Origin of the sequence: Phocaeicola paurosaccharolyticus JCM 15092 (assembly GCF_000613805.1) — a bacterium.
Lineage (GTDB): Bacteria > Bacteroidota > Bacteroidia > Bacteroidales > Bacteroidaceae > Phocaeicola > Phocaeicola paurosaccharolyticus.
Map to the genome: position 1 here is coordinate 45,950 of NZ_BAJR01000001.1, position 13,490 is coordinate 59,439.

At 37.2% G+C, this 13,490-nt stretch carries 10 protein-coding genes and 1 pseudogene; 8 read left to right on the forward strand and 3 right to left on the reverse strand.

Annotated features, from left to right (window positions below; all coding sequences use genetic code 11):
* Positions 1 to 4 precede the first annotated feature (4 nt).
* The 7 genes from JCM15092_RS00200 (at position 5) to JCM15092_RS00230 (ending at position 7,894) form a co-directional block, all read left to right on the forward strand.
* Complete coding sequence (locus tag JCM15092_RS00200; RefSeq protein WP_024992891.1) at positions 5 to 943, forward strand: hypothetical protein; 939 nt, start codon at positions 5 to 7, stop codon at positions 941 to 943.
* Positions 916 to 1,380, forward strand: coding sequence for a YqaA family protein (locus JCM15092_RS00205; RefSeq protein ID WP_024992892.1), 465 nt, complete (start codon positions 916 to 918; stop codon positions 1,378 to 1,380). The genes JCM15092_RS00200 and JCM15092_RS00205 overlap by 28 nt, the downstream gene beginning before the upstream one ends.
* Positions 1,381 to 1,386: 6 nt before the next feature.
* On the forward strand, positions 1,387 to 2,043 hold the full coding sequence (mnmC2, locus tag JCM15092_RS00210) for a tRNA (5-methylaminomethyl-2-thiouridine)(34)-methyltransferase MnmC2 (protein WP_024992893.1): 657 nt from the start codon (positions 1,387 to 1,389) through the stop codon (positions 2,041 to 2,043).
* A gap of 5 nt (positions 2,044 to 2,048) precedes the next feature.
* Entirely contained in the window at positions 2,049 to 2,924 is an 876-nt protein-coding gene (locus JCM15092_RS00215; protein ID WP_024992894.1) for a metal ABC transporter solute-binding protein, Zn/Mn family, read from the forward strand.
* The gene (locus tag JCM15092_RS00220; RefSeq protein ID WP_185091802.1) at positions 2,917 to 3,699 is read left to right on the forward strand and encodes a metal ABC transporter ATP-binding protein; all 783 of its coding nucleotides are present in this window, start codon (positions 2,917 to 2,919) and stop codon (positions 3,697 to 3,699) included. The genes JCM15092_RS00215 and JCM15092_RS00220 overlap by 8 nt, the downstream gene beginning before the upstream one ends.
* Before the next feature lie 93 nt (positions 3,700 to 3,792).
* Positions 3,793 to 7,143, forward strand: a complete 3,351-nt coding sequence (locus tag JCM15092_RS00225) for a DUF2723 domain-containing protein (protein WP_024992896.1) — start codon at positions 3,793 to 3,795, stop codon at positions 7,141 to 7,143.
* Positions 7,144 to 7,282: 139 nt separating this feature from the next.
* Complete coding sequence (locus tag JCM15092_RS00230) at positions 7,283 to 7,894, forward strand: polysaccharide deacetylase family protein (protein WP_024992897.1); 612 nt, start codon at positions 7,283 to 7,285, stop codon at positions 7,892 to 7,894.
* Positions 7,895 to 8,090: 196 nt separating this feature from the next.
* On the opposite strand, the gene dacB is transcribed toward JCM15092_RS00230, so the two are convergent.
* Together dacB and lpdA are read right to left on the reverse strand one after the other, a co-directional pair.
* Complete coding sequence (gene dacB, locus JCM15092_RS00235; protein WP_024992898.1) at positions 8,091 to 9,485, reverse strand: D-alanyl-D-alanine carboxypeptidase/D-alanyl-D-alanine endopeptidase; 1,395 nt, start codon at positions 9,483 to 9,485, stop codon at positions 8,091 to 8,093.
* Positions 9,486 to 9,574: 89 nt separating this feature from the next.
* Positions 9,575 to 10,916: pseudogene (gene lpdA, locus JCM15092_RS14410) on the reverse strand (dihydrolipoyl dehydrogenase).
* Positions 10,917 to 11,102: 186 nt separating this feature from the next.
* Here lpdA and nadB point away from each other — a divergent pair.
* On the forward strand, positions 11,103 to 12,686 hold the full coding sequence (gene nadB / locus JCM15092_RS00245) for an L-aspartate oxidase (RefSeq protein ID WP_024992899.1): 1,584 nt from the start codon (positions 11,103 to 11,105) through the stop codon (positions 12,684 to 12,686).
* A 97-nt stretch (positions 12,687 to 12,783) separates the two neighbouring features.
* Here the strand turns inward: nadB and rbr are convergent, their stop codons facing one another.
* A complete protein-coding gene (gene rbr / locus JCM15092_RS00250; protein ID WP_024992900.1) occupies positions 12,784 to 13,362 on the reverse strand; it encodes a rubrerythrin in 579 nt (192 codons plus the stop codon).
* Between the last annotated feature and the right edge of the window lie 128 nt (positions 13,363 to 13,490).

The window sequence follows — 13,490 nt, forward strand, 5'->3', positions numbered from 1 at the left end:
TTTGATGAAGAAAAGAAACAAAATACAGACAGCCATTGCAACGGGAAGGTTTACTCTTCCCGTTGTGGCTATTATTGTTTTGTTTATCTGGCTGATAAGTATGGGGCCAGGGACGGAGGTTATCAATATGTTACTCTTTGCAGCAACAGGATATCTCCTTATAGAGCTTAATACAACCTTCTCTTTAATCAGAGTAAGAACAACACTGCATGTCAGCATCTATTGGATAGCTACATCAGTATGTATATTCCTGCACCCATTTAATGCCTCAAGCTTTATCCCATTGCTATTCACAGCCTCACTGTTCTTCTTTCTGAATAGCTATGAGCATGCAAACCCTGCTCCATCAATATTTTCTTCAGCACTATTCTTAAGTGCAGCAAGCATTCTCTTCCCATACATCATATATTACGCACCACTTCTAATCTTATCGATGATAAGTTTCAGGTGCATGAATGTAAAGAGCATTTTAGCTGCCTTGATAGGACTAGCTACTCCTTACTGGTTCTTTTTTGCTTATACTTTTCTTACTGATAATACCGATATATTCTTTTTACCATTTGCAGAGATCACCAAAATATCTCCAATGGATTTCAGCAAAGTCGGTTTGGGCGAGATTGTAACATCAATAGTAATACTTTCTCTCTCATTCATATGTTCAATATACTATATCAGTTCATCATATCTAGACAGAATTAGGAGCAGAGCATCCTTGACATTCATTATATTAATTGAATTGTGGGGCGTTGTACTATGGCTATTATATCCTAGTACCACAGTGGGAATAATGCAGATTCAAATTTTATGCTATTCCCTTCTTGCCGGACATTTCTTTGCTGTTAATAAAAACAGGTTCTCTAACATTTTCCTTATTATAACTATTATTTGTTTTATCTTTTTAGCTGTATTCAATATATGGACGCAATTCTTCAGTTTTTTATAGATTGGGGTTACCTAGGAATGTTTATAAGTGCTTTTGCTGCCGGTAGCATACTACCTTTCAGCTCTGAAGCTGTACTTGTAGCTTGTATAGGTCTTGGCCTTGATCCCGTTCTTAGCACAATAGCAGCTACTGCAGGTAATGTTGGAGGCGAGATGACATGTTACTGGATGGGACACCTAGGTAAACGGGAGTGGATAGAGAAATATCTTAAGGTAGAAAAAGATAAGTTGGAAAAAGCCGAGAGATTCATTCATGGACGTGGTGCTTGGATGGCATTCTTCTCTTTTATACCTATTATAGGAACTGCAGTAGTAGTTGTATTGGGACTTATGAGATCTAATACATGGATTGTATTGCTAGCTATGACACTGGGAAAAGCTTTGAGATATATAATAATTGTTTGGGGTGTGTTAGAAGCCTCATCTCTTATTAAGTAAATTATGATTGAAATAGAAAGAACAGACGACGGAAGTAATACTATATTTGTACCTGAATTGGATGAGCACTACCACTCTACCAAGGGAGCATTTACTGAATCGAAATATATATTTATAGAACAAGGATTCAACCATTCAGCAAAGAATAGTATCTCAATATTAGAGATAGGATTCGGAACCGGACTAAATGCCATCCTTACATATATTGAAGCTGAAAAGAGAGGTGTTGAGACAATTTATGATTCTATAGAGAAATATCCTCTCAAGAAAGAGGCAGTTGACCAACTGAATTACATCCCTCTAATTGGAGAAGAGAATAGAGAGAGATTTGAAGAAATACATAACTGCCAATGGGATAATGATGTTACGCTATCTCCATTTTTTACCTTGCATAAGATAAATGGAGATTTCACCTCGTTTGATTTCAGCAGAGAGTATGATGTGATATATTTCGATGCCTTTGCACCGGAAAAACAGCCGGAGATGTGGACGCAAGAGATTTTTGATGAGATGTACAGTCTATTAAGACCTGAAGGAGTTATTACAACTTATTGTGCCAAAGGGATTATACGAAGAATGCTTCAAGCAGCTGGCTTTAAAGTGGAACGACTGCCTGGACCACCTAACGGAAAGAGAGAGATATTACGTGCCACGAAAATATAATGATTATGAAGAAGCTTTTTTTTATATTTATTTTATTGATAACATTTGTGGGATGCACTGAAAAAAGAGCAAATAATGATAAGCCTACAATAACTGTCACACTTGAGCCATTAAGATATTTCACCTCAGCAATAGCAGGTGATAAATTTGATGTCGTAAGTATGGTTCCTGAGGGAACAAGCCCTGAAACTTACGACCCTACTCCACAACAACTTGTGAGTCTGGGAAAAAGCATAGCATACCTAAGAATAGGATACATCGGATTCGAACAGGTATGGATGGATAAACTTGAGGAAAATAATCCTAAACTTAAAGTATTCAATACCTCTGAAGGTGTGGAACTTATCGGAGAAGAGAAAGATGCACATGAGCATAGTCATGAAGGACATAACCACGCAGGTGGTGTTGACCCACATATATGGAACTCAACTACCAATGCTGCTATTATTTCAAGAAATATATATAATGCTCTTTGTGAGCTATCACCAAAGGATAAAGAGTATTTCACTGCGAGGCTAGACTCTATGAATAATCTATTCAAAGATGTTAACGTAGAGATAAAAGGCTTACTAGAAAACTCAGACTCAACATTTCTAATATATCATCCTGCTCTGAGCTACTATGCAAAAGAGTATGGATTGAAGCAGATTAGCATGGAAGATGGTGGTAAGGAGCCTACTCCTAACTCACTGAAGAGACTAATAGACAGCAGCAAGGCAGATAAACCTCATGTAATATTCATACAGAAAGAGTTTGACACTAGAAACGCAGAAATTATTGCCAAGGAGTTAAAACTGAACATAGTGATAATAAATCCTCTAAGTTATAATTGGGTAAAAGAGATGTTGGAACCTGCTAAAGCATTGAAACATAATGAATGAAATAATATCTCTAACTAATATATCAGCCGCTTATGAAAATAAGAGAGTGCTGACTGACGTAAATCTGAATATATACGAGAAGGATTTCCTTGGGCTTATAGGACCAAATGGAGGAGGAAAGACAACACTAATAAAAATTATCCTGGGTTTGATAAAGCCTGTTTCAGGAGAGATACATTTTTATGAAAATGGGAAAGAGATAGAGGAGATAACTATGGGATATCTTCCTCAATACAGCTCCATTGACAAGGAATTTCCAATATCGGTTTATGACGTTGTACTTTCCGGATTGAGTAAGCAGAAGTCTATTCTTCATAAATATACAGAGGAGCAACATAAAAAGGTTGCCGAAGTTATTGAACGCATGGGGCTTGAAAAAATTCAACAGAAAGCTATTGGGAAACTTAGTGGCGGACAGTTACAGAGAGCTCTTTTGGGAAGAGCTTTGGTATCGGATCCTAAAGTGTTGATACTGGATGAACCAAATACATACATTGATAAGCGTTTCGAGGCTAAACTATATTCTCTGTTGGGAGAGATTAACAAAGAGAGAGCAATAATCCTTGTCAGTCATGATATAGGAACAGTTCTGCAAAATGTGAAGAGCATAGCCTGTGTAAATGAAGAGGTTGATTATCACCCAGATAACGAAGTTCCTGCTGAATGGTTGGAAGAGCACTTCGGTTGCCCTATAGAGTTGCTTGGTCATGGTTCATATCCGCATCGTATATTGAAATGTCATCATGAGCATGAACATAGCCATAACGATGACTGAACAATGCTAAATAAGGTAATTTAATATCAAAATTTTATTATAACTTTATTATCTTTGTTCGAAATTTGAAATTAATATAACAATAATATTTACATGAAACGTTACAACCTGGTAAACAACATTGTAGGTTGGATGGCTTTTTTAGTCGCAGCAATAACTTACTGCATGACTATAGAACCCACAGCCAGTTTTTGGGATTGTCCTGAATTCATAACAACGGGGTATAAATTAGAAGTAGGTCATCCACCCGGAGCACCATTCTTCATGTTGACTGCCAACCTATTCAGCCAATTTACTAGTGACCCATCGCAAGTGGCTATGATGGTAAATACCATGAGTGCACTGATGAGCGCTGCATGTATTTTATTCCTTTTCTGGACAATCACACATCTTGTAAAGAAACTTATATGTCCTGATGAGAGTGAGATGACTCTTACCAAGCTTATAACAATTATGGGCTCCGGCATTGTAGGTGCTTTGGTGTACACATGGAGCGACACATTCTGGTTCAGTGCTGTAGAGGGCGAGGTATATGCATACTCAAGTCTCTTTACTGCTCTCGTTTTTTGGCTTATTTTGAAATGGGAAGATGTTGCCGATCAAGATCATAGTGACCGTTGGCTTGTTCTTATAGCATATCTCACCGGATTATCAATTGGTGTCCATCTGCTAAACTTATTGTGTATCCCTGCTATAGTGCTTGTATACTACTACAAAAAGAGACCTGACGCAGATCTTAAAGGTAGCCTTATTGCACTATTACTGTCAATGGTAATAGTAGCAGCTGTTCTTTATGGTATTGTACCTGGTGTTGTAAAAGTTGGAGGATGGTTTGAACTATTCTTTGTAAACACATTATCAATGGCTTTCAACACAGGTCTAATTATATATATCATTGTTCTGGCAGCCTCAATTATTTGGGGTATCTACGAAAGCTACCAGCAGAAGAGCAAGAAGAGAATGAACTTATCTTTCCTACTTACTGTAGCTCTTTTAGGCATTCCTTTCTATGGACATGGAACAAGTAGCATATTGATCGGTTTAGTTGTATTAGGAGTATTGGCACTATATCTTTTTGGGAAAATATTCAAGAAGTATGGTATCAGTGCACGTACACTAAACACTTCACTTCTTGCTATAATGATGATTATGATTGGATACTCATCTTATGCACTCATCGTGATACGTTCTATAGCAAATACTCCAATGGATCAGAATTCACCAGAAGATATTTTCACTCTAGGCGAATATCTAGGACGTGAACAGTATGGTACACGACCACTTTTCTATGGTCAGACATACAACTCTAAACCTCAGTTAAAAGAGGTTGACGGTGGCTGCATGTATGATGTTGAAGAGGGTGCTCCTATCTATCAGAGAAAAGAGAAATCTTCTAAAGATGAGAAAGATAGCTATGAGGTAGTACGCAACAGAACAGAATATAAGTATGCACAGAATATGTTATTCCCTCGAATGTACAGCGATGCCCATGCCGGAGCTTATGAAAGCTGGCTTGGTGGAGTAGAGGGTAAACAGGTGCCATACGACCAATGCGGTCAGAGCATAATGGTTAAGATTCCTACTCAGGTAGATAATATAAGGTTCTTCTTGATGTATCAGGTAAACTACATGTATTGGAGATACTTTATGTGGAACTTTGTAGGAAGACAGAACGATATTCAGGGACAGGGTGAAATAGAGCATGGAAATGTACTCACAGGTATTACATTCATTGATAACATGTTCTATGGCGATCAGTCACTGCTTCCTAGTGATCTTAGAAACAACAAGGGACATAATGTATTCTTTGGACTGCCACTGTTACTTGGTCTTATAGGACTTTTTTGGCAAGCTTACAAAGGAGAGAAAGGTATAAAGCAGTTCTGGGTTGTATTCTTCCTTTTCTTCATGACAGGCCTTGCAATTGTATTATACCTTAACCAGACTCCGCAGCAGCCCCGAGAAAGAGACTATGCCTATGCAGGCTCGTTCTACGCATTCTCGATATGGATTGGTATGGGTGTTGCAGCGCTGGCACAGATATTAAGTAAGAAGTTATCAGCTAGAACTTCAGCTATAATAGCAAGTGTACTTGGAATCTGTGTTCCTATACAGATGGTAAGTCAGACATGGGATGACCACGACAGAAGTGGCAGATATGCAGCACGTGACTTTGGATCAAACTACCTGAACACTCTTCAGGATGAGGGAAATCCTATAATATTCACTAATGGCGATAACGATACATTCCCATTGTGGTACAACCAGGAGACTGAAGGAATGAGAAAAGATGTAAGAGTGTGCAACTTGAGCTATCTGCAGACAGACTGGTATATTGACCAGATGAAACGTCCTGCTTATGACTCTCCTTCAGTGCCAATTAACTGGAACCGTTTGCAATATGTACAAGGTCAGAATGAGGCCGTACAAATTCAGCCTGAGGTTATGGAAAGCCTTAAGAACTATTACAAACAAAACCCTAAAGAGGCAGCTAAAGAGTTCGGTGATAACCCATATGAACTAAAGAATATCATGAAATATTGGGTACGCTCACCAAAAGAGGGATTGCAACTCATTCCTACCGACAGCATCGTAATTAAGATTGATAAGGAGGCTGTTAAACGTTCCGGAATGATGATTCCAGACTCTTTGAAAGGTAACATACCTGACTACATGACTATATCATTAAAAGGTAAGAGGGTACTCTACAAGAGTGAGTTGATGATGCTAGAGATGCTTGCAAATACTAACTGGGAACGTCCGATATATATGGCTATCACTGTTGGAGAAGAAAACCGTCTGAATCTAGACAACAGCTTCATGCAGGAGGGTCTTGCTTATAGAATAACACCATTCAATACAACAGCTCTGAATGCAACTATTGATTCAGAGAAGATGTACGATAACTTGATGCACAAGTTCAAGTTTGGTGGTATAGAAAACCCTAATGTTTATCTTGATGAAACAGTTCTCAGAATGTCTCAGACTCATAGAAGAATGTTCATACAGGTTGCAACTCAGCTTATAAAAGAGGGTAAGAAGGAAAAAGCTCTTAAGGCTCTTAACTACTGCCAGAAAGTAATCCCATCTAAAACAGTTCCTCATGACTATATAATGAGTAGTTCTAAGGAGATGGCTCAAGATTACTTGGCTCTTGGAGAGACAACAATGGCTGATGCTATTCTGAATGAACTTGCCAACAAGTCTGTGGAATATATTACATGGTATCTTAGCCTTAATGACAAACAGCTTGCAGGTTCATATGAGGATGTTGTCCGCAACTTCTATATTTTGGATGATGTGAATAAGCTTCTTATACAATCACATAATATGGCTGTTAAGTCAAAAGAGGGTAAGAGCAATGATATGGCTTCTCACTATACAAATAAGTTTGAGCAGCTATATAAGATATTCAACTCAAGAGCTGGAGTTATAAAGAGATAATTTTACACATGAGATTGTGCAATTATTTATAAAATAAAAACAGATCATTAAAATGCTCCATAAGCAGTAGATTCTACTTTAGGACATTTTAATGGTCTGTTTTTTATATATTTTGAAATTTCATTAAAAAACTAATAAAATGCTTATTGAACAACCCCCTCTAATACTACGTTGGCTATATCCTAAAGCATTATGGCGAATGGACAGAAACGATAAATCTGTTTATCTGACATTTGATGATGGACCTATCCCGGAAATCACACCATGGGTGTTAGATTTATTAGATAAGTATCAGATTAAAGCCACTTTCTTCTTAGTAGGAGATAACGTAAGAAAACATCCCGAAGAGTTCAAAATGATACTAGAAAGAGGACACAGAGTAGGGAATCACACATTTAATCATATACGCGGCTTTGAATACTTAAGCGAGAACTATCTTGCAAACACAGATAAAGCAAACGAACTGATAAAGAGCGATCTCTTCAGACCACCACACGGACACATGAGGTGGGTTCAATATTATACTCTTCGAGATAAATATAGAATAGTAATGTGGGATCTTGTTACACGCGATTACAGCAAAAGACTAAATGGCTTTGATGTCTTCTTAAAGGTTAAGAAGTATGTCCGTAATGGATCAATAATTACTTTTCATGACTCCCTGAAATCGGAAAAGAATCTAAAATATGCTCTCCCAAGATCTATAGAATGGCTATTAAAAGAGGGATATACTTTCAAGGTTTTTGATTGATAATGCTGTGCACCATTTAAACTTAAGGAGAAACAGCATTATCTATAAAATCACATAGCGGAAATAGCCAACATTTATACTAATACTAAGTCATAAATAACATTATATTACTATCTCTCTATATGTAAAAAAGGGAATTTAGCATTCCCTTTTTATATTTTTGCATCAATATTGCTCTTTGGAGAAATAATAAAAATTACTCTACGAGTATATTACATATTTTGTCTTGAAAGATATGAGCCTTTTTATTGCTAAGGAAATTCTGATTAATTATAACAAAAGCATATTGATGCCCATTCTTAGCTTTTACATATCCTGCTAAAGAACTAACGCCGGTGAGTGACCCTGTCTTTGCTCTTAGATTTCCATGCGCATCACTGTTACGTAACCTATTCCTCATTGTACCATCAACACCTGCAATTGGCAAGCCATTATAAAAGCTATAAAATACATTTTGGTGGTAATATGCATATTTCAGGAATTCAATAATCAATTCTGGTGAAACATAGTTATAAGTAGAGATTCCACAGCCATCTACAATATTATATTTTGTGGGATTGAAACCTAATGATTTCTTTATAAAGCTATTAATTGCCTCGACTCCATCTTTGAAACCCACCCTCTTCTTGTTACTGCTCTTTGCTGCAAGATTAAATAGTATAGCTTCAGCACTAAGGTTATCACTCTTTTTTAATGCCCTATCTAGGACTTTTTGGAAGGGGCGTTGAAGCGTATAAAGAGAGGTACTTGTGCTATCTCCCAATAACTCTCCGAATTCATAACTATTAGCATTTATTCCCTCCTTCGATAGCTTACTAACAAACAAATTAACAAAGAAGTCTGCTGAATTTGACACAGATACACGCTTGGTTGTGATATAAGCTGCATTCCCTGATACTGTAATATCATTGCCGCCATCCATATAATTACGATAGGCCAGCAACTTCCCTGCACCTTTATTCCTACTCTGAGCCTTATTAATGATTTTATAATAGTTGGATTGAGGAGAGGATTTAATTCTTGGTGCCTTATACCTTCTCATAGGATATACAGTTACATCAACGCATCCCCTGTTTACCATCAATGGAGATAGATATGGTTGGAAAGAGAAACCTGCATCATCCCATGCCCAACCAGGACCCCAGTACGCTGAATCTTTCATTGATACATCAAAAATTAGAGAATCACTTATATGCTTTATACCACTCTTCTTTATTGCATCAACAATCATATCCATATCCTTTTCCATGAATTCCGGATCAAACCCTCCAATGATATAGAGATTACCATTAAGAGTACCATCTTTAATATCTCCTGTATAGCATACCTTTGTATCAAAGGTGTAGTTCTCACCTAGCTTGTCTATTGCTGTAACAGTTGTGATGATTTTCTCAACAGAAGCGGGTCTAAACAGCTTCTGGTCCTGATATCTGTAAATTGAATTCCCATCAGTAAGATCGAATATTGTAATGCCATACTCCGATGAATTAAGGATCTCACAGTTTAACAATGAATCCAATTTTTGAGGTATTGGCTGAGACATTATCGGAAGACTCAGAACAATAAATAATACAAGCAACAAATTTTTCATAATAATAAATCTAACCAACCAGCCCAAATAAGCTTACTCATAATTTTAAATGATTAATAATATAACTTTATATCAGGCTATCTAACAAATTAAAATTCTCTAAGTATCTCACTCACTGTAGGATGAGGAAAAACAAAAACGTTTAAAATCTTCTAAATGCATTCCTTGCTCAATAGCAATGTTGGCTGCTATAATAAATTCTGATGAGGAATTACCAAGTATATGAACACCAATAATCTTATCATCATTGTCAGTAAGCAACTTGCACATCCCATTCAGCCCTTCATTTTCAGCAACGAACCTTCCTGAATAGCTCATGGGAAGTTTAAAGGTTTTATACTCGACACCATCTATCACCAACTCTTCTTCACTCTTACCTACACAAGAGACTTCAGGATTTGTATATACAACAGATGGTATTGCATCATAATTCATCCTATCCTGTTTTCCAATAATATTAGCTACAGCCACTTCTGCCTCTCTTACAGCAGTATGGGCAAGCATTGAACGACCATTTATATCACCACAAGCATAAATTCCCTTACATGAGGTCTCCAAATGTTCATCAACTATTATTGTACCTCGTCTATCTACATTAAGATTCAGAAAATCTAAACCTAGTAAATCCACAGAAGGGCGCCTTCCAACACTCATCATAACCTTATTAGCTGATAGTTGTCTCTCTTCTCCATCAACTTTATAGGCTACTGATATCCCATCAACTTCATTAGCCAACTTAGTGACCTTAGCAGAGAGTATGAACTTTACACCCTTCTTTGTATATTCAGCACGTAATAGAGAAGATATTTCATTGTCAATAGGCCCTAGAATCTCATCCAGCATCTCAATAACAGTAACATCTGTACCTAGAGAGTTAAAGAATGAAGCAAACTCCATTCCTATCACTCCACCTCCTATAATAATAAGTGAACGAAGAGGTTCTTTATTCTCAAGAGCCTCCTTATGAGTCCAATACTCTACATTCTCAATACCATCTATTGGAGGTATGAAGGTCTTACTTCCAGTACATATAATAATGTTGTCACATTCGTAAACCTCATCATTGCAACAAATAGAGTGAGCATCATTAATCTTTGCCTCACCGGTAACTATAGTGACTCCAACACCCTCCATCTTTGCTTTAATACCAAGGCCAAGTTTACGTACAACTTTGCCTTTCCTTGCAATAACTTTAGGAAGATCAATATCGACATCGCCTACCTTCACACCAAACTTATTGCCTTCTTTTGAGTGATCAGCTATTTTGGCTGAACAAAGTAGAGTTTTAGTAGGGATACATCCCTCATTCAAGCAAACACCTCCCAACTTATCCTTTTCGAATAATACTACACTCATTCCTGCCTTGCCAGCTGCCTCAGCTGCTGTATATCCAGCAGGTCCTCCACCAATTATTGCAACTTGGTATTTCATAATATCTAGGTTATTTTGATTGTGAATTCAACATTTGTATATCTCAAAGTAGCTATCTTTATATAAATAGCTATCGCTAATAGCCATTTAAATCAACTGCAATTTACAAATTATTCAATTATTAGGCATTATTAGAACAATTAAATAAGGAAATTAGTAGTTTTGCACCCGACAAACATAATTATTATGGTAAGAAAATATGATTTCCTTGTGATTGGCTCCGGTATAGCAGGCATGAGCTTTGCTATGAAAGTTGCTCATAAAGGAAGAGTTGCATTAATCTGTAAGGCTGGTCTGGAAGAGGCTAATACATATTTCGCTCAAGGAGGCATAGCATCTGTTACAAACTTGAAGGTCGATAATTTTGAAAAGCATATTGAAGACACAATGATTGCCGGAGATTGGATTAGTGATCGTAATGCAGTTGAAAAAGTCGTTCGCGAAGCTCCTACTCAGATTGAGGAACTTATAAACTGGGGTGTTAATTTTGACAAAAAGGAGGATGGGGAATTCGATCTCCACAAAGAGGGAGGACATTCCGAGTTTAGAATACTACATCATAAAGATAATACTGGTGCTGAAATACAGACTTCGTTGATAAATGCAGTCAAATCCAATCCAAATATTGACATATTTTCAGACCACTATGCTGTGGAAATTATCACTCAACATCATCTGGGAATAATAGTTACAAGATATACTCCGGGAATAAAATGTTTCGGTGCTTATGTTCTAGATGAATCAACAGGAAGAGTTGATACATTTCTATCCAAAGTAACTGTCATGGCTACCGGTGGTTGTGAGGCTGTATATCGTAATACCACTAACCCACTCGTTGCAACTGGTGATGGTATAGCAATGGTATACAGAGCAAAAGGCGTTGTGAAGGATATGGAGTTTATACAGTTCCACCCTACAGCACTGTTCCACCCAGGTGACAGACCAAGTTTCCTTATCACTGAAGCAATGCGAGGATATGGTGGAGTACTACGTAATCAGTCGGGTGATGAGTTCATGCAGAAATATGACCCAAGGCTCTCACTCGCTCCACGCGACATCGTAGCAAGAGCTATAGATAATGAGATGAAACAGAGAGGTGAAGACCATGTATTCCTTGATGTGACTCAGAAAAATGCTGAAGAGACAAAGAAACATTTCCCCAATATATACAAGAAGTGCCTTAGCATAGGTATAGATATTACTAAAGACTATATACCTGTAGCTCCTGCTGCTCACTATCTTTGTGGTGGTATAAAAGTAGATCTTGACGGACAATCAAGCATAAACAGACTATATGCTATCGGCGAATGCTCTTGTACAGGACTGCATGGCGGTAACCGTCTAGCTTCAAACTCCTTGATAGAGGCTGTGGTATATGCAGATTCAGCAGCAAAACATGCTCTTAGCGTTTTAGACAGATACGACTATAATGAAGATGTTCCTGAATGGGATGATGAAGGTACTATATCAAATGAAGAAAGAGTGCTTATAACTCAGAGCATGAAAGAGGTTAACCAAATCATGGAATCGTATGTGGGAATAGTAAGAAGCAACCTTCGACTTATCCGCGCCTGGAACAGATTGGACATCCTTTATGAAGAGACAGAACGTCTCTTTAAGCATTGCAAGGCATCAAGAGAACTTTGCGAACTTAGAAACATGATAAACATAGGATATCTTATTACTCGCCAGGCTATGGAGAGGAAAGAGAGTCGTGGATTGCATTACACCATTGACTATCCTCACGCTCAACAAGAAAAGAATAATTAAAATATAATAGGTCATCTCCAACTCAATATAGAGTTGAGATGACCTATTAAAATATCAATAAATAAGAGTAATAATGTACTCTTGCTCAAATAAGCGGTTAGTAGTTTGTTTTCATAACCTCAAAATGAGCTTTCGGATGTAGACATGCAGGACAAACTTCAGGAGCTTCCATACCTACATAAATATATCCACAGTTTCGGCATTGCCAAACAGTCTCCTCATCTCTCTTAAATACTCTACCTTTCTCAACATTCTCAAGAAGCTTAAGATATCTCTCTTCATGACCTTTCTCAGCCTCAGATATTCTACGATACATAGTTGCTATTGCAGGGAAACCTTCTTCCTCAGCAACATCTGCAAAATGAGGATAATCCTTAGTCCATTCTTCATTCTCACCGGCAGCAGCTGCTTTTAAGTTTTCTGCAGTAGTACCAATAATACCAGCAGGGAATGTTGCTGTAAATTCTACCATCCCACCTTCAAGCCATTTGAACATACGTTTTGCATGCTCTTTTTCTTGATTTGCTGTCTCCTCAAAAATAGCTGCAATCTGTTCGAAACCCTCTTTTTTTGCAGCACTAGCAAAATAAGTGTAACGATTTCTTGCTTGAGATTCACCAGCAAATGATGTCAAAAGATTTTTCTCTGTCTTTGTTCCTTTTACACTCTTACCCATAGTTTTTCGTTTTTTAGATATTAATATTTTATTTGGCTAATAACCAAAGATAATAAAAACTTTATTCAAGAAAATATTTTTTTATTATTTATACTTGTAATAACATTTTTAAATTATATAATAGATTA